The following is a 16,656-nucleotide window of genomic DNA, read 5'->3' on the forward strand; positions in this document are numbered from 1 at the left end:
CGGACGCCAACCCCGCAGTGGGTGACGTACGCACCGCCGTATCGCGCGCACCGGCCGGGAACAGCCCGGTCAGTGCACCAGTACCGGATCCGGGGCGGCCTGGGCCGATCCCTTCTTGGCACCGAGGTGGTTGAAGGCCAGGTTCAGCAGGATGGCCACGACGCAGCCCGTGCTGATGCCCGAGTCGAGGACGACCAACAGGTCCTCGGGGAAGGCGTGGTAGAAGCCGGGGGCGGCGATCGGGATCAGGCCGATGCCGAGCGAGGCGGCGACGATCAGGGCGTTCTCGCCCGTCTCCATGGCCGCGCCGGCCAGGGTCTGGATGCCGCTGGCGGCCACCGAGCCGAAGAGGACGATGCCCGCGCCGCCGAGGACCGGCAGCGGGACGACGCCGATGACGGAGGCGGCGATCGGACAGAGGCCGAGCAGGATCAGGATGCCGCCGCCGGCCGCGACGACGAACCGGCTGCGCACCTTGGTCATGGCCACGAGGCCGATGTTCTGCGCGAAGGCGCTGCACATGAACCCGTTGAACAGCGGGCTGAGCGCACTGCCCAGGGTGTCGGCGCGCAGGCCGCCCTCGATGGTCTTCGCGTCCGCCGGACGGCCGACGATCTTGCCCAGCGCGAGGATGTCGGCGGTGGACTCGGTCATGCAGACCAGCATGACGATGCACATGGAGATGATCGCGGCGACCTGGAACTGCGGGGCCCCGAAGTGGAACGGCGTGGGGAAGCCGACGAGATCGGCGTTCCGGACGGCGTCGAAGTTGGTCATGCCCAGCGGCAGCGCTATGAGCGTGCCGGCGACCAGGCCGAGGAGGATGGAGATCTGCTGGAGGAAGCCGCGCAGGAACTTGCGCATCAGCAGGACGATCGCGAGGGTGACGGCCGCCATGGCGATGTTCTTCATCGAGCCGTAGTCGGCGGCGGTGCTGTTGCCGCCCTGCGACCAGTTGAAGGCCACGGGGAGCAGCGAGACGCCGATCAGGGTGATGACCGTACCGGTGACGACCGGCGGGAAGAACCGCACCAGTTTGCCGAAGTACGGGGCGGCGAAGAAGCCGAGGACTCCGGCGACGATGATCGCGCCGAAGATGATCGGGATGGCGTTGTCGCCCTCGCCCTTGCCGATGGCGATCATCGGGGTCACACCGGCGAAGGAGACGCCGTTGACGAAGGGGAGTTTGGCGCCGATCTTCCAGAACCCGAGGGTCTGGAGGAGGGTGGCGAGTCCTGCGGTGAAGAGCGAGGCCCCCATCAGGAAGGCGGTCTCGGTGGCGGAGAGTCCCACGGCCGGGCCGACGATCATGGGCGGGGCGACTACACCCGCGTACATGGCGGCCACGTGCTGGAGCCCACTGGTGAACATCTTCAGCGGGGGCAGGGTCTCGTCGACCGGGTGCTTCCCCCCGGAGTCGTCCGCGACCTGCGGTACTGCGACTGCGTCTTTGCGAAACCTGGGCGCCTGGGCCACGGCTTCCTCCGAACTGTTAAACACGCCGGCAGGGACGTGATGTGTCTGGGAGGTGATGCGAAAGCTGTGCGAGTCGAGCTCTGTATGGAGTTGTGGGGGTGCTGCGAATACTTGTCCCAAGGGGTGCGGAAACGATTCGCCCGAGGCGTTTCCACGCGTTGGCGGCCCTGGAGCCGCCGGTGAGGAAGTCAAAAAGAGCTGGAGGTGCCGTAGCAGTGGCGCGATACGCGGGCTGCGGGCTCGCGGCACGAGCTGCGGGGCTCATGGCACGACCTGCGGAGCAACTGGCACGAGTCACCGCTCCCGGGGCGCCCTCGGAAAAACCTCGGGCGCTACCCGGGAACAGCTGCCGCGGACCCCGCTCGGGTCCACGGCCGCCGGCCGGGGGCCGTCCCCCCCGGCCGGACTCCGTGGGATCAGGCCTGCGCGGAGATCCGCGCGAGGCGCTGGGCCTCTTCCCGCGTGGACACGGCGATGGCGTCCTCGTCGGCGAAGAGCAGACGGTTGTTCTCGACGATCTGCTTGCCGTTCACGAACGACGCGGTGACCGGGGCCGCCGCACCGAAGACCAGCGCGGTGACCGGGTCGGCGATCGAGGAGTGCAGGAAGGTGTTCAGGTTCCACAGCACCAGGTCGGCGCACTTGCCGACCTCCAGCGAACCGATGTTGTCGGCGCGGCCGAGGACCTGGGCGCCACCGAAGGTGCCGAGGCGCAGGGCCTGGCGGGCGTTCAGGGCACGCTCGCGGTGGACCGGGTTCAGACGGTTGATGAGCAGCGCGTTGCGCAGCTCGGTGTGCAGCTCACCGGACTCGTTCGAGGCGGTGCCGTCCACGCCGAGGCCGACCGGGACACCGGCGGCGAGCATGTCCGGGACGCGGGCGATGCCGGCGGCCAGACGGGCGTTGGAGGACGGGCAGTGCGCGACACCGGTCTTGGTACGGGCGAACGCGGCGATGTCGGAGTCGTTCATGTGGACGCTGTGCGCCATCCACACGTCCTCGCCGAGCCAGCCGGTCGACTCGAAGTAGTCGGTCGGGCCCATGCCGAACAGTTCCTTGCAGAACTGCTCTTCCTCGACGGTCTCCGAGCCGTGCGTGTGCATGCGCACACCCAGGCGGCGGGCCAGCTCGGCACCCTGCTTCAGCAGCTCGGTGGAGACCGAGAAGGGGGAGCACGGGGCGACGGCGACCTGGGTCATCGCGTCGAAGGAGGCGTCGTGGTACTTCTTCACGGTCGCCTCGGTGTCCGCGAGGGCACCTTCGAGGGTCTCGACCGCGTGGTCCGGCGGCAGGCCGCCGTCCTTCTCGCTGCGGTCCATCGAGCCGCGGGCGAGGGTGAAGCGGACGCCCATCTCGGACGCGGCGCGGATGATCGACCCGGAGAGGTCGCCCGAGCCCTTGGGGAAGACGTAGTGGTGGTCCATCGCGGTGGTGACGCCACCCTTGGCCATCGCGGCGAGGGAGCCCTGCGCGGCCGTGTACGTCATCTGCTCGTCGATGCGCGCCCACGTCGGGTAGAGCGCAACCAGCCAGTTGAAGAGGTTGTGGTCGGTGGCCAGACCACGCGTGATCCACTGGTAGAAGTGGTGGTGCGTGTTGACCAGACCGGGAGTCACGAGGTGCCCGGTGCCGTCGATGCGGCGGACGACGTTCTCGAGGTTCTCGGGGGCCTTGCCCGCGCCGACGAACTCGATCTTGTTACCGGCGACGACCACGTGACCCGAGGCGTACTCGGTGTCGTTGGCGTCGACGGTCGCAATCGCACAGTTTTCGATGACGATGCGCTCTACGGCGCTGTCATTGGCTGCCGATGCTGCCATGGGACTTCCTCGTGCTTTCAGTGGCGGTGCGGGCACGGCAAAACCCAGGGGATTTGAGTGCCGGAGCCGGGGGCCTTGACAGCTGACAGTACTGCCGCCCCGTGTGGTGCGTCCGGGTGCCGATTCAGGAAGTTCAAACGTGTCGAGAGTGCTGACGGGTGTCGCGCCGCCCCGGGGCCACTGCGGAGCCCCGGGACGCGCGTGCCACATCAGAGGTTGGTCATGTCCACGGGGATACGGGCGTCTACGCCGTCGCGGAGGACCGTCGCCTCGATCAGACCGTAAGGACGGTCCGCGGCGAAGTAGACCTCGTTGTCGTTCTTGAGACCGAAGGGCTCGAGGTCGACGAGGAAGTGGTGCTTGTTCGGGAGCGAGAAGCGAACCTCGTCGATCTCCGAACGGTGGTTGATGATGCGCGAACCCATCTGGTACAGGGTCTGCTGCAGCGACAGGGAGTAGGTCTCCGCGAAGGCCTGCAGCATGTGCTTGCGGGTCTCGGCGTAGGACTTCTCCCAGTTGGGCATCCGCTGGTCGTCGTCCGACCAGCTGAAGCGCCAGCGGGCCGACACCTGGGTGGCGAGGATGCGGTCGTACGCTTCCTTCAGGGTCGTGTACTTGTCCTTCACGTAACCCCAGAACTCGGAGTTCGTGGAGTTCATGACGACGAGGTCCTTGAGGCCGGAGATGACCTCCCAGTTCTTGCCGTCGTACGTGATCTGGGTGACGCGGGTCTCGCCGCCGTTGCGGACGAACGAGTGGTTCACCTCGTCGGAGCCGATGAACTTCGAGTTGGCGTCCGAGGTGGCGATCCGGGACCAGGAGTACTCCTCGATCCGGATGCGCGCCTTCTGGATCGGCTCCTGGCTGTTGACGAACCAGCGCGCCAGGTGGATGCCGAACTGCTCGGCGGACTCGATGCCGTACTCCTTGGCGAACGCGTACACCGTGTTCTTGGTGGTGTCCGTCGGAAGGACGTTGGCGTTCGAGCCGGAGTAGTGGACGTCGTCCATGTCGCCGGAGAGGGCGACCGAGACGTTCAGGTCCTTGATGTGGTGGGTGTCGCCGTCCCGCGTGATCTTGACAACGCGGTTCTCTGCTTTGCCGTACTGGTTCTGGCCCAGAATGGTGGCCATGCTAGCTCCCTCGGTAAACGGAGTAGCCGAACGGGTTGAGCAGCAGCGGTACGTGGTAGTGCTCGCCCGGGTTCACCGCGAAGGTGATGGTGACCTCGGGGAAGAACGCACCGCTGTCCCTTACGCGGGGGGCGTCCTGCTGTGCCTCGGCGGCTTGCTTCTTGGAGAAGTACGTCTCGGTCTCGAAGTCGAGACGCACGTGGGTGGTGCCCTCCGGCAGAGCCGGCAGGTCCTTGCAGCGCCCGTCCGCATCGGTGGCGGAGCCGCCCAGGGCCGCCCACTCGCCGTCGAGACCCGTACGGGCCGACAGGGAGATCGCGACGCCTTCGGCGGGCTTTCCGATGCTGGTGTCCAGGATGTGCGTGGACACCGACGCGGTGGTCTCAGTGCTCATGCTCGGTCTTACTCTCCTTCTACGGATTCCACGAGGCGGGTCAGGCGAATCCGGTTGATCTTGACGAGCTCGCCACGAGCGATTTCCCGCTCCTGTTCCGGCGAGTTCTCGATCCGGACCTTGACCGCGTCCCGCATGAACTCACCGGTCGCACCGGTGGCGCAGATGAGGAAGACGTGGCCGAACTTCTCCTGGTACGCCAGGTTCAGTTCGAGGAGCTCGGACTTGAGCTCCTCCGAGGCACCGGCCATGCCACGCTGCTCGCGGGCGGAGGTCGGGTCCCCCGGCTTCGGCCGGCCGATCGGCGCGTGTCCGCCCATCGCCTCGCCCAGGTCCTCCGCGGTGAGCTCGGCCATGGCGGCCTCGTTCGCGGAGAACAGGGTGTCGGCGCTGGTGAAGGGGCGCTGGGCGAGCAGCTTGCTGCCCCATGCCGAGCTGGCACACACCTCGTGGAGCTCGGCCGTGGCCGCGCTGTCGTCCAAGGCGTTGAACCGGGTGAGACCCGGGGTCGGACTCGAAGTCACGGTAGGCCTCCGTGGCCTGTTGTTGCTTTGACGGGCTGCGCATAGCTAACGCCCTCGACAACACGGCGTCAACACTTTGTTGAAACTTCCCGTACACAAAAGCCGCCGCCCGGGTGAATTGGGCGGCGGCTCGTCACGGTGAGTCAATCAGGATTCACTCTTGGTTGGTCGCTCCGGACCCTTTGGGAGCGTTTGAGTCCCGGTTCAAGTAGTTGTAGACGGTGAAGCGGCTCACGCCCAGGGCACCTGCGACCGTCTCCACACCGTGCCGGACCGAGAAGGCGCCGCGCGCCTCCAGTATCCGCACGACGTCCTGCTTGGACTTCCGGTCGAGCTGGGACAACGGTACGCCGTGCCGGCGCTCCAGCGCGGCCAGGATGTGGTCCAGCGAGTCGGAGAGCTGCGGGAGCCGTACGGCCAGCAGCTCCTGACCCTCCCAGGCGAGCACGACGTCGTCGGGCTGGGCCAGGGACGGATCCATCAGCTCGCCGCCCATCGCGTCCACCAGCGGCTTGACCGCGGCGACGAAGGGGTGGTCCCGGGGCTCTGTCATGGCGCCTCCTCCCCGATCACGTTGACCTGGAGCGAAACGCGCGTCGCTCCTGCCTCCAGGGAGTTGCGCAGCAGCGCGGTGACCGCGGTCAGCACCGCTTCGGACTCCCCCTCGGCCGTGTTGCCGAACGGGCCGACATCCACCGCGTCCAGCTGGGCCGTCTGGATGACCTCGCGGGCGGCTACGGCATGGGCGGGGGCCTCTTCAAGATCGAAGGGCTCGGTCGTGAACTCCACTCTCAATCGCACGCCGCTCAAGCTACCTGGCAGTCCGGACTTTTCGGGAGGCGGTACTTGACAACCATGCCGCCGTGCTTGCAGTCTTCCATCAGGCAGAAACTAACTTCCGCAATACGGAAGGAGCGCACACCCCTCATGGGATACACGGACCAGCGCTTCGATGTAAATCTTTCGATCCTCTTCACGGAACTCCCGCTCCTGGAGCGTCCCGCGGCCGCCGCCGCAGCGGGCTTCACGGCGGTCGAGCTGTGGTGGCCCTGGATCGAGACCCCCACCCCCGCTCAGGAGGAGCTCGACGCCCTCAAGAAGGCTCTTGAGGACGCCGGCACCCAGCTGGTGGGCCTGAACTTCTACGCCGGCCAGCTGCCGGGTCCGGACCGCGGCGCGGTCTCGGTTCCCGGTGAGGAGTCGGAGCGCTTCAACGCCAACATCAACGTGGCCGCGGACTTCGCCGCCTCGGTGGGCTGCAAGGCGCTGAACGCCCTCTACGGCAACCGCGTCGAAGGCGTGGACCCGGCCGTTCAGGACGAGCTCGCGCTGAAGAACCTGGTCGTGGCGGCTCAGGCCGCGGACCGCGTCGGCGCGATCCTCCTGATCGAGACCCTGAACAAGCCCGAGTCGCCGCTCTACCCCCTGGTGAGCGCCCCGGCCGGCATCGAGGTAGTGGACAAGGTGAACGAGGCCACCGGCCTCGGGAACGCCAAGTTCCTGCTCGACCTGTACCACCTGGCGATGAACGATGAGGACCTCTCCGAGGTCATCGAAAAGTACGCCGCCAAGACCGGGCACGTCCAGATTGCGGACAAGCCGGGCCGCGGTGCCCCCGGCACCGGCGAGCTGCCCCTCGAAGAGCTGCTCGACCAGCTCCAGAAGGCCGGCTACCAGGGCTTTGTCGGTCTCGAGTACAAGGCCGCCGACGCCGCCGCCTCCTTCGCGTGGCTGCCCGAAGAGGCCCGCGCCGCGAAGTAAGCGGAAAAGTCCGGGCGAACAGCCAGGCACCTGACGAACTTTTCGTACGAAGCATTAAGAGAAGGACCCTCATCATGAGCAACCTCCCCAAGATCGCATGGGTCGGCCTCGGAATCATGGGCTCGCCCATGGCCGAGAACCTCCTGAAGGCCGGCTACTCGGTCACCGGCTTCACGCTGGAGCAGGACAAGCTGGACCGCCTGGCCGCCGCCGGTGGCTCCGCCGCCGGTTCGATCGCCGAGGCCGTCAAGGACGCCGACGTCATCATCACGATGGTGCCCGCCTCCCCGCAGGTCGAGGCCATCTCCTACGGTGAGAACGGCATCCTCGAGAACGCCAAGTCCGGCGCGCTGATCATCGACATGTCGTCGATCACCCCGCAGACCTCGATCGACCTGGCGAAGAACGCCGCCGCCAAGGGCATCCGCGTCATCGACGCCCCGGTGTCCGGTGGCGAGGCCGGCGCCATCGAGGCCGTCCTGTCGATCATGGTGGGTGGCGAGCAGGCCGACTTCGACGAGGCCCTGCCGGTCCTCGAGGCCCTCGGCAAGGTCATCGTCCTGTGCGGCCCGCACGGCTCCGGCCAGACGGTCAAGGCCGCCAACCAGCTCATCGTCGCCGTGAACATCCAGGCGTGCGCCGAGGCCGTCGTCTTCCTCGAGAAGTCGGGCGTGAACCTCGAAGCCGCTCTGGACGTGCTCAACGGCGGTCTGGCCGGCTCCACGGTCCTGACCCGCAAGAAGGCCAACTTCCTGAACCGCGACTTCAAGCCCGGTTTCCGGATCGACCTGCACCACAAGGACATGGGCATCGTCACCGACGCCGCCCGCAACGTCGGTGCGGCCCTCCCGGTCGGCGCGGTCGTCGCCCAGCTGGTCGCCTCGCTGCGCGCCCAGGGTGACGGTGGCCTGGACCACTCCGCGCTGCTCCGCGCGGTCGAGCGCCTCTCCGGCGCCCAGATCTGAGCTCCGCTCGGATAGGCGGCCCGATCTCCCCGATCGCAGGGCCGCCACCCGCCCCGCTCACGGGGCCCTGAGTTTCCGGATGGTGCCGGTGCTGACACCTGTCCTGTCGCGCCCAAGTGCCGGCACCGTCCGGATCACCTCTCCTCAACTTTCATTTCAACAAACTGTTGACGTCGCGTTCATGCCGAAATTAGGCTGTTCCGCATGACGGAAGACGATTTCCGTCAGCAGTTCCCCGTACGGAAGGTCACCATGTCGAAGCGCACGCTGACGACCGAGTCTGGCGCCCCGGTCGCCGACAACCAGAACTCCGCTACCGCCGGCGTCGGTGGCCCCCTCCTGATCCAGGACCAGCAGCTCCTCGAGAAGCTCGCCCGCTTCAACCGCGAGCGCATCCCGGAGCGCGTGGTGCACGCCCGCGGCTCGGCCGCGTACGGCTACTTCGAGGTGACCGACGACGTCACCGCGTACACCAGCGCCGCGTTCCTGAACACGGTCGGCAAGAAGACCGAGACCTTCCTGCGGTTCTCCACCGTGGCCGACTCGCTGGGTGGCGCGGACGCGGTCCGCGACCCGCGCGGCTTCGCGCTGAAGTTCTACACCGAAGAGGGCAACTACGACCTCGTCGGCAACAACACCCCGGTGTTCTTCATCAAGGACCCGATCAAGTTCCCCGACTTCATCCACTCCCAGAAGCGCGACCCCTTCACGGGCAAGCAGGAAGCGGACAACGTCTGGGACTTCTGGGCGCACGCCCCCGAGGCGACGCACCAGATCACCTGGCTGATGGGTGACCGCGGTATCCCGGCGTCGTACCGTCACATGAACGGCTACGGCTCCCACACGTACCAGTGGACCAACGCGCAGGGCGAGGCCTTCTTCGTCAAGTACCACTTCAAGACGAACCAGGGCATCCGCTGCCTGTCGGGCGAGCAGGCCGCCGAGCTCGTCGGCTCCGACGCCAACTCGCACCAGACCGACCTGCTGCAGGCCATCGAGCGCGGTGTGAACCCGAGCTGGACCCTGTACGTCCAGGTCATGCCGGCCTCCGAGGCCGCGGACTACCGCTTCAACCCGTTCGACCTCACCAAGGTGTGGCCGCACTCGGACTACCCGCTTCAGCGCGTCGGCCGCCTGGTCCTGGACCGGAACCCCGACAACGTCTTCGCCGAGGTCGAGCAGTCCGCGTTCTCCCCGAACAACTTCGTCCCGGGCATCACCGCCTCGCCGGACAAGATGCTCCAGGGCCGCCTCTTCGCGTACGCCGACGCCCAGCGCTACCGCCTCGGTGTGAACCACACCCTGATCCCGGTCAACGCCCCGAAGGCGACGACGGCCGACAACTACGGCCGCGACGGCGTCATGGCGCTGCGCAACGGCTCGCGCCACGACAAGAACTACGAGCCCAACTCGCACCAGGGTCCGGCCGAGACCGGCCTGGCGCTGGGCGCCCCGAAGGCCGTCACCGGCTACACGGGCACCCACGAGGCTCCGGCCCACACCAAGGACGACGACTTCTTCCAGGCCGGTGAGCTCTACCGCCTGATGTCGGAGGCCGAGAAGCAGCGTCTGGTGGCGACCATCGCCGGCGGCCTGTCTCAGGTCACCCTCGAGGACGTCATCGAGAAGAACCTGGCTCACTTCCACGCCGCCGACGCCGACTACGGCAAGCGCGTCGAGGAGGCCGTCCGCGCCCTGCGCGACGCCTGAGCCACACAAGCTGCGCCGGGGTCCTGACGGGAGGTCAGGATCCGGGTGCTGAGCCCGCACCGCGGACCCGGATGAGGGGTGGTACGCGGTGAGGGCAGGACGAGGACCGTGGCGAGCGTGCGAGCCAGTGCGGTGGTAATGGGTTCCGAGGCCCGTCTCTTGACCTGAGGGAGACGAAGCCGGAGTTCTCGTCGCCGTTCGCCACGGTCCCAGCCAAACACCTCTCCCCTCTATACAGGGGGCCACGCACAGAGCCCCCTGTATATACGGACGGAGAACCCACCTCCCCCACCCTCTCCGCCCGGCGGTGCGAACGTCCTGTCGCGCCAGCCTCGTACCGTCGGGCGGTAACAAGCAACACACACTCAAAGAGCCGAGTCACGGACGGTCCCGTGACTCGGCTCTTTGTCATGCCCGGCGACGGACATGCCGGCCTCCCTGGAAGCGATGGACCGTTGACGCCGTCGAAGGTCGCGGAAACGGCGTACGCCGGGGTGCGCGGCGAACGAAGATGCACACGGGCGAACACTCAGAGGTGCGGGGGGGCACAGGTGCACGACGAGCAGGACGGGCCGGATGCGGCTCTCACCGAGCTGCGCCGGCACCTGAGCGACTGGCTGGCCGCCTCCGGGCTGGACAAGACACAACTCGCCCGCCGTACGGGCATGGGGCGGACCACCGTGTCGGAGGCGTTCCAGTCCGGTGGGCCGGTCCCGTCCGCCAGGACGGTGGCCGCACTCGCCATGGCTCTGGGGCGGCCGGCGGACGAGCTGCTGCGGCTCCGGCGGAATGCCGTGATCGACGGGACCGAGCCGAGCGACGCGAAGGACCCCGGACCTGGTCGGCCCATAGACCAGTGGGAGCCTCATGACCTGGAGGTCCACCCTGCCGGCACGGCTGCGCGCGGGGCCGGCTTGCCCAGGCAGCAGCAACTGCCCGGCTACGTACCGCGGGAGCACGACCGAGCTCTGGCCGAAGCGGTGCGACAGGCTCAAGCGGGCCGGAGCCGCATGGTGGTCCTGACAGGAACCTCGTCGACCGGCAAGACCCGGGCCTGCTGGGAAGCCATCCGGCCGCTGGCGCGTGCCGGTTGGAGGCTGTGGCATCCCTTCGACCCCACGCGCGCGGATGCCGCGCTCAAGGAGATGTCGTTCGTCGGGCCGCGGACCGTGCTGTGGCTGAACGAGGCCCAGCACTACGTCGGCGATGCGCAGGTGGGCGAGCAGATCGCTGCCGCGCTGCACACGCTGCTCACCGATGAAGCGCGTGCGCCCGTCCTGGTGTTGGGCACCCTTTGGCCCGAGTACGCCCGTGAGTACACGGCCCTGCCCGGGTCCGGCCGGCCGGACCCGTACAGCCGCGTACGAGAACTCCTGTCCGGACGCACCGTGAGCGTTCCGGAGGGTTTCGATGCCGAGTCGCTGGCCACCGCAACGCGACTGGCACAGGAGGGCGATCGGCTGCTGGCGGACGCCCTCACGCGCGCAGGGACCCATGGGCGCATCACCCAGGATCTGGCGGGTGCCCCCGAACTGCTGCGCCGCTACGAGATGGGCTCCCCCGCGGCCAGGGCACTGCTGCACGCCGCGATGGACGCACGCCGGCTCCGCGTCGGCCCGCATCTGACGCAGGCCTTCCTCGTCGAGGCAGCGGACGGCTATCTCGCCGACCCCGACTACGACGGCCTGGCCGACGGCTGGGAGCACGCCGCGTTCGCCGAACTGGCCGAACAGGTACACGGCAAACAGGCTCCTTTGCGCCGCGTCGCCGTACGCCCGTCGGAGCCGGAGCATTCCATGCACGCGGTGGTGCCACCCGGCGGTCCTCCGGGTCCGGTGTTCCGGTTGGCCGACTACCTCGAGCAGCACGGGCGTGCGACCCGCCACCTGGCGTGCCCACCCGCCTCGTTCTGGCAGGCGGCACACGCGCACCTCACGAACCCGGACGACCTGTACCGCCTGGCCCACGCAGCCCATGTCCGCTACCGCACGCAGTGGGCGCACCGTCTCGCGCACCGGGCCGTCGGCTCCGGCCATGCGAGCGCCCACCGCGTCCTGGCCTCGTGGCTGAAGGAGGCCGGAAGGCACCAGGAGGCCGAGTCCGTGATGCGTCAAGTCACCGATCACGACGATCCGCAGGCCCTCACCTCCCTGGCCATGTGGCTGGCGAGCGCCGGGAAGCGCCAGGAGGCCGAAGTCCTGCTGCGGCGGGCCTTCGACGCGGGCCATCCTCACGTCCTCAGCCTCCTGGCCGACTGGCGCCGGAGGGCGGGAGACCACGAGGGGGCCGAAACCCTGGTCCGCCGGGCCGCCGCGGCAGACCATCCGTCGGCCTGGAGCATTCTGGTCGGCTGGTGCGAGGAAGCGGGAGACCGCGAAGGGGCCGAGGCCCTGGCCCGGGAAGCCGCCGACGCGGGGAGGCCACAGGCGCTGTTGCTGCTTGCCGGCTGGCGCAGGGAGGCCGGTGACCACCTGGAGGCCGTGGCCTTGGCGCGGGAAGCCGCCGGGGCGGGCAACACGGAAGGCCTGAGGCTCCTGGTCGGCTGGTGCGAGGAAGCGGGAGACCGCGAAGGGGCCGAGCTCCTGGCCCGGGAAGCCGCCGACGCGGGGGATCCCCGCGCTCTTCTGCTCCTGGCCCGCCGGTACGAGAAGGCCGGATGCCCGGAGGAAGCCGAGGCCCTGGCCCGGCAAGCGGCCGCTGCACACGATGCGACCTTCCTGGAAGCCCTGGCCTTGCGGCGAGACGAAACGGGAGACCGCGAGCGGGCGGAAGCCCTGGCCCGGCAAGCCGCTGACCTTGGCAACTGGAACGCCCTGACGCGCCTGGCCGTCCGTCGGGACGAGGCAGGAGACCACGAGGGGGCCGAGGTCCTGGCCCGGGAAGCCGCCGACGGCAATCCGAACGCACTGACCTGGCTGGGCTTCCAGGCCATGCAAGGGCACACGGCCGCGGATCAGGAGAGGACCGCGGCACTGATCCAGCAGGGGGCCGACGCGGGCGATGTGTACGCCTTGGACGTCCTGGCCGTCCGGCGGGAGGAGGCCGGGGACCGCACCGCGGCCGAGGCCCTGGCCTGGCGGTCCGCCGAAGCCGGGGTACCGAATCCGCTGGCCCGTCTGGTGGCCTTCCGCGAAAGGGCAGGAGACCTCGTGGCGGCCCGGGCCCTGGCCCGCCAAACCGCCGACGCCGGCCATGCACACGCCCTGGGCAGGCATGGCCTGACGGCGCGCTGGCCTTTCGGGCTTGATCCCGATGGCAGTCCAACGGCCCGGTGGCAGTGACGCGCCTGCCGGGGCGCGCGCCGGGGGCGGGCCGGGGCGGGCCGCCTGGTGGAACGGCTGCGGGACCTGGGTCCCGTACGGGACGCGGAACGGCCCCCGTTCCTCCGGGGGGAGGGACGGGGGCCGTTCGGTGGTGCTAGACCAGCCTGATGGGACTAGGCGGGCAGGGTGTTGCGGACCGCGGTCGGGGCGTGGAAGGCCTCGGTCGCGAGCTCCTCGAACTCGGTGACGTCGCTCATGTCGACCGTCTTGCTCATGGAGATGTTGGTGATGCGCTCGAGGATGGCCTCGACGACGACCGGGACCTGGAACTCCTGGGCCAGCTTCTTGGCCTGCTCGAAGGCCTCGCCCAGCTTGTCCGGGTCGGTGACGCGGATCGCCTTGACGCCCAGGCCCTCGGCGACCTTGACGTGGTCGACGCCGTAGACGCCCAGCTCGGGGGTGTTGATGTTCTCGAACTCGAGGTTGACCTCGAAGTTGATGCCCAGACCGCCCTGCGCCTGACGGATCAGACCCAGGTAGGCGTTGTTCACGAGGACGTGGACGTAGGGGACCTTGTGCTGGGCGGCGACCGCCAGCTCCTCGATCATGAACTGGAAGTCGTAGTCGCCGGACAGGGCGACGATCGGGGTCTCCGGGTCCGCGGTGGCGGCACCGATCGCGGCCGGGATGGTCCAGCCGAGGGGGCCGGCCTGGCCGCAGTTGATCCAGTTGCGCGGCTTGTAGACGTGCAGCATCTGCGCACCGGCGATCTGGGACAGACCGATGGTGGTGACGTAGCGGGTCTCGGGGCCGAACGCCTTGTTCATCTCCTCGTAGACGCGCTGCGGCTTCATGGGGATGTTGTCGAAGTGCGTGCGGCGCAGCAGCGTCGCCTTGCGCTCCTGGGCGGAAGCGGCCCAGGCGCTGAAGTCGGGCAGCTTGCCCTCGGCCTTGAGCTCCTTGGCGATCTCGATGAAGAGCTCCAGGGCCGCCTTGGCGTCCGAGGCGATGCCGAAGTCCGGGGCGAAGATCTTGCCGATCTGGGTCGGCTCGATGTCGACGTGGACGAACTTGCGGCCCTTGGTGTAAGCCTCGAGGTTGTAACCGGTGTGACGGTTGGCCCAGCGGTTGCCGATGCCGAAGACGAAGTCCGACTCGAGGAACGTCGCGTTGCCGTAGCGGTGCGAGGTCTGGACACCGACCATGCCGGCGGCCAGCTCGTGGTCGTCCGGGATGACGCCCCAGCCCATGAGGGTGGAGATGACCGGGACGTTCGTCAGCTCGGCGAACTCGACCAGCAGGTCGGCGGCGTCGGCGTTGATGATGCCGCCACCGGCGACGATCAGCGGACGCTCGGACTCGAGCAGGAACTGCAGGGCCTTGGCGGCCTGGGCGCGGGTGGCGCTCGGCTTGTAGACCGGCAGCGGCGAGTAGGTCTCGGGGTCGAACTCGATCTCGGTCAGCTGGACGTCGATCGGGAGGTCGATCAGGACCGGGCCCGGACGGCCGGAGCGCATCAGGTGGAAGGCCTCCTGGAACACGCCCGGAACCTGGGCGGCCTCGAGGACGGTCGTCGCCTTCTTGGTGACGGGCTTGGCGATCGAGGCGATGTCGACGGCCTGGAAGTCCTCCTTGTGGAGCTTCGAGACCGGAGCCTGACCGGTGATGCACAGGATCGGGATGGAGTCCGCGATCGCGGAGTACAGGCCGGTGATCATGTCGGTGCCGGCCGGGCCCGAGGTACCGATGCAGACGCCGATGTTGCCGGCCTTGGCGCGGGTGTAACCCTCGGCCATGTGCGAGGCACCCTCGACGTGGCGGGCCAGCGTGTGCGCGATTCCGCCCACGTTCTTGAGCTCGCGGTAGAACGGGTTGATCGCAGCACCGGGGACGCCGAACGCTTGTTCGACACCCTCGAGCTTGAGGATCTCCACTGCAGCGGCGGCGGCTGTCATACGAGGCATCGAGTTCTCCTGCGGGTCTGGCGGTCAGGCTTTTTCCGTAATCCGGAAGTTTTGTTCTGCTATACGGAACAAGCTAAGCGCCGACTCCCCACAACGTCAAGGCGGTACGGCACCTCGGAATGCACCAAAAGCCGCGTCCCGGGCAGCGAGTTGTACGAAAAACCAGGGCTCGACTGAAATTCGAGGGTCTGCCCGCCCCTGCGGTGGCAGGTGGTGGACCATGGGCCTACGCACAGCGACGAAGAGTGACGAGGGGGGTCCGGGGCTGATGGCGGATGCGGTACCGGTGCGCTGCCCGGCGTGCCTGCGCGAGAACGACTACGCCGCCCCGGTCTTCCCCTGCGCCTGCGGGAACCCGGTCACCCCGCCCCTGGACCTGGCCTCGCCGCCCCGGGCACTGACCCACCGCACCTGGACGGACAGCTGGGTCGCGGTGCGGTGCGGGGCCTGCGGGCGGGAGAGCGAGTGGCCGCACCCGGAGGTGGGGTGCGGCTCCTGCGGGACGGTGGTGCTGGTTCCCGTACATCCGCTGGAGCCGGCGGCGGGCGGGGGCGGGCGCGCTCCTGCTGCGCCCGGCCCTGCCCCTCTCTCCCCTCGCGGGGTGGCGCCCTTCGGGCCGACGCCGCCCGTCGGCCCGGCCCCCGCCGACCCCGCGGTGCCCCGCCCCGCCTTCCGGCCCGTGACCATCCGTACCGCCCGGGACGCGGTGGTCACCGCCGCGCTGTACCTGCGCTGGCTCGGCTTCCAGGACGTACGCCAGCCCGACGGGCGGCCGCTGCCCTCCACGGCGGTGGACCTGCGGGCCCCCGGCCTGGTCGCCCAGGTGGACCCGACCACGGCCCCGGCCGGGCTGAGGGCGGTGGAGTGCGTCTGGCTGAACGGGCTCACGGCCTGCGCGACCAGCGTCTACTTCTCGCTCGCCGGATACACGGAGGACGCCCGCGCCCGCGCCGACGACCTCGGGATACCGCTCTTCGTCATGGACCTCACGGGCATGCCCCAGCCGGTCAACGACCCGGCGGACGACCTCGTCGGCATGGGGGCCTAGGCTCGGGGGGTATTGCGCGCGTTCGCCTTACGTGCGTTTGCCTGCCGAGGAGAGCTTGATGAGCCTGTACGACATCCCGCTGACCACCCTGTCCGACGAGCCCACCAGCCTCGCCGCGCACAAGGGCAAGGCGATCCTGCTCGTGAACACCGCCTCGCAGTGCGGTCTCACCCCTCAGTACTCGGGCCTGGCCCGCCTGCAGTTCAAGTACGAGGAGAAGGGCTTCACCGTCATCGGTGTGCCGTGCAACCAGTTCGGCGGCCAGGAGCCGGGCAACGCCGACGACATCCAGACCTTCTGCGCGGCCGGCTTCGGGGTCACCTTCCCGATGCTGGAGAAGACCGACGTCAACGGCGAGAACCGCCACCCGCTCTACGAGGAGCTCGTGAAGGTCCCGGACGCCGAGGGCGAGGCCGGTGACATCACCTGGAACTTCGAGAAGTTCCTGATCTCCCCCGCCGGCGAGGTCGTGGCCCGCTTCCGTCCGCGCACCGAGCCCGAGTCCCCCGAGGTCATCGCGGCGATCGAGGCGCAGCTGCCGGCCTAGCAGCAACCCGAGGGGCGGTACGGGGCTGCGCGCGCAGCCCCGTACCGCCCC

14 protein-coding genes are annotated in these 16,656 nt (G+C 68.8%); 6 read left to right on the top strand and 8 right to left on the bottom strand.

Annotated elements, in window-relative coordinates:
- Positions 1–69: 69 nt before the first annotated feature.
- The 7 genes from NLX94_RS04175 to NLX94_RS04205 all read right to left on the bottom strand — a co-directional run bounded on the left by NLX94_RS04175 (position 70) and on the right by NLX94_RS04205 (position 6,148).
- On the bottom strand, positions 70–1,476 hold the full coding sequence (locus NLX94_RS04175; RefSeq protein ID WP_374683899.1) for a nucleobase:cation symporter-2 family protein: 1,407 nt from the start codon (positions 1,474–1,476) through the stop codon (positions 70–72).
- 416 nt (positions 1,477–1,892) lie between these two features.
- Positions 1,893–3,296, bottom strand: a complete 1,404-nt coding sequence (locus NLX94_RS04180; protein ID WP_254381167.1) for an 8-oxoguanine deaminase — start codon at positions 3,294–3,296, stop codon at positions 1,893–1,895.
- 209 nt (positions 3,297–3,505) lie between these two features.
- Positions 3,506–4,429 (bottom strand): factor-independent urate hydroxylase, encoded by a 924-nt coding sequence (gene pucL, locus NLX94_RS04185; protein WP_254381168.1) that lies wholly within the window; start codon positions 4,427–4,429, stop codon positions 3,506–3,508.
- Between the two features lies 1 nt (position 4,430).
- The gene (uraH, locus tag NLX94_RS04190; protein ID WP_250740538.1) at positions 4,431–4,823 is read right to left on the bottom strand and encodes a hydroxyisourate hydrolase; all 393 of its coding nucleotides are present in this window, start codon (positions 4,821–4,823) and stop codon (positions 4,431–4,433) included.
- Positions 4,824–4,831: 8 nt separating this feature from the next.
- Positions 4,832–5,347, bottom strand: coding sequence for a 2-oxo-4-hydroxy-4-carboxy-5-ureidoimidazoline decarboxylase (uraD, locus tag NLX94_RS04195; RefSeq protein WP_254381169.1), 516 nt, complete (start codon positions 5,345–5,347; stop codon positions 4,832–4,834).
- 154 nt (positions 5,348–5,501) lie between these two features.
- Complete coding sequence (locus tag NLX94_RS04200; RefSeq protein ID WP_254381170.1) at positions 5,502–5,900, bottom strand: helix-turn-helix domain-containing protein; 399 nt, start codon at positions 5,898–5,900, stop codon at positions 5,502–5,504.
- Positions 5,897–6,148: a thiamine-binding protein gene (locus NLX94_RS04205; protein WP_254381171.1), complete on the bottom strand. Its 252-nt coding sequence runs from the start codon at positions 6,146–6,148 to the stop codon at positions 5,897–5,899. Before NLX94_RS04205 ends, NLX94_RS04200 begins: the two co-directional genes overlap by 4 nt.
- A gap of 126 nt (positions 6,149–6,274) precedes the next feature.
- Here NLX94_RS04205 and NLX94_RS04210 point away from each other — a divergent pair, with 126 nt between their 5' ends.
- From NLX94_RS04210 to NLX94_RS04225, 4 genes are all read left to right on the top strand, one after another.
- Entirely contained in the window at positions 6,275–7,108 is an 834-nt protein-coding gene (locus tag NLX94_RS04210) for a TIM barrel protein (protein WP_254381172.1), read from the top strand.
- A gap of 74 nt (positions 7,109–7,182) precedes the next feature.
- Complete coding sequence (locus NLX94_RS04215; protein ID WP_250740546.1) at positions 7,183–8,073, top strand: 2-hydroxy-3-oxopropionate reductase; 891 nt, start codon at positions 7,183–7,185, stop codon at positions 8,071–8,073.
- Positions 8,074–8,325: 252 nt separating this feature from the next.
- Positions 8,326–9,783, top strand: a complete 1,458-nt coding sequence (locus tag NLX94_RS04220) for a catalase (protein WP_254381237.1) — start codon at positions 8,326–8,328, stop codon at positions 9,781–9,783.
- A gap of 551 nt (positions 9,784–10,334) precedes the next feature.
- Positions 10,335–13,064, top strand: coding sequence for a helix-turn-helix domain-containing protein (locus tag NLX94_RS04225; RefSeq protein WP_254381173.1), 2,730 nt, complete (start codon positions 10,335–10,337; stop codon positions 13,062–13,064).
- Positions 13,065–13,219: 155 nt separating this feature from the next.
- Here the strand turns inward: NLX94_RS04225 and gcl are convergent, their stop codons facing one another.
- Positions 13,220–15,010 (bottom strand): glyoxylate carboligase, encoded by a 1,791-nt coding sequence (gcl, locus tag NLX94_RS04230; RefSeq protein ID WP_254381174.1) that lies wholly within the window; start codon positions 15,008–15,010, stop codon positions 13,220–13,222.
- 268 nt (positions 15,011–15,278) lie between these two features.
- Between gcl and NLX94_RS04235 the strand changes: the two genes are divergently transcribed.
- Positions 15,279–16,058, top strand: a complete 780-nt coding sequence (locus NLX94_RS04235; protein WP_254381175.1) for a hypothetical protein — start codon at positions 15,279–15,281, stop codon at positions 16,056–16,058.
- Positions 16,059–16,116: 58 nt separating this feature from the next.
- A complete protein-coding gene (locus tag NLX94_RS04240; protein ID WP_254381176.1) occupies positions 16,117–16,605 on the top strand; it encodes a glutathione peroxidase in 489 nt (162 codons plus the stop codon).
- The last annotated feature ends 51 nt before the right edge of the window (positions 16,606–16,656 follow it).

The organism is Streptomyces sp. TBY4, from assembly GCF_024213195.1.
In the GTDB taxonomy this organism is placed as follows: domain Bacteria; phylum Actinomycetota; class Actinomycetes; order Streptomycetales; family Streptomycetaceae; genus Streptomyces.

Excerpts from the sequence above, each read along its gene's own strand:
- NLX94_RS04180 (WP_254381167.1), bottom strand. The coding sequence starts at position 3,296 with ATGGCAGCATCGGCAGCCAATGACAGCGCCGTAGAGCGCATCGTCATC.
- pucL (WP_254381168.1), bottom strand. The coding sequence starts at position 4,429 with ATGGCCACCATTCTGGGCCAGAACCAGTACGGCAAAGCAGAGAACCGC.
- uraH (WP_250740538.1), bottom strand. The coding sequence starts at position 4,823 with ATGAGCACTGAGACCACCGCGTCGGTGTCCACGCACATCCTGGACACC.
- NLX94_RS04200 (WP_254381170.1), bottom strand. The coding sequence starts at position 5,900 with ATGACAGAGCCCCGGGACCACCCCTTCGTCGCCGCGGTCAAGCCGCTG.
- NLX94_RS04210 (WP_254381172.1), top strand. The coding sequence starts at position 6,275 with ATGGGATACACGGACCAGCGCTTCGATGTAAATCTTTCGATCCTCTTC.
- NLX94_RS04215 (WP_250740546.1), top strand. The coding sequence starts at position 7,183 with ATGAGCAACCTCCCCAAGATCGCATGGGTCGGCCTCGGAATCATGGGC.
- NLX94_RS04220 (WP_254381237.1), top strand. The coding sequence starts at position 8,326 with ATGTCGAAGCGCACGCTGACGACCGAGTCTGGCGCCCCGGTCGCCGAC.
- gcl (WP_254381174.1), bottom strand. The coding sequence starts at position 15,010 with ATGCCTCGTATGACAGCCGCCGCCGCTGCAGTGGAGATCCTCAAGCTC.
- NLX94_RS04235 (WP_254381175.1), top strand. The coding sequence starts at position 15,279 with ATGGCGGATGCGGTACCGGTGCGCTGCCCGGCGTGCCTGCGCGAGAAC.
- NLX94_RS04240 (WP_254381176.1), top strand. The coding sequence starts at position 16,117 with ATGAGCCTGTACGACATCCCGCTGACCACCCTGTCCGACGAGCCCACC.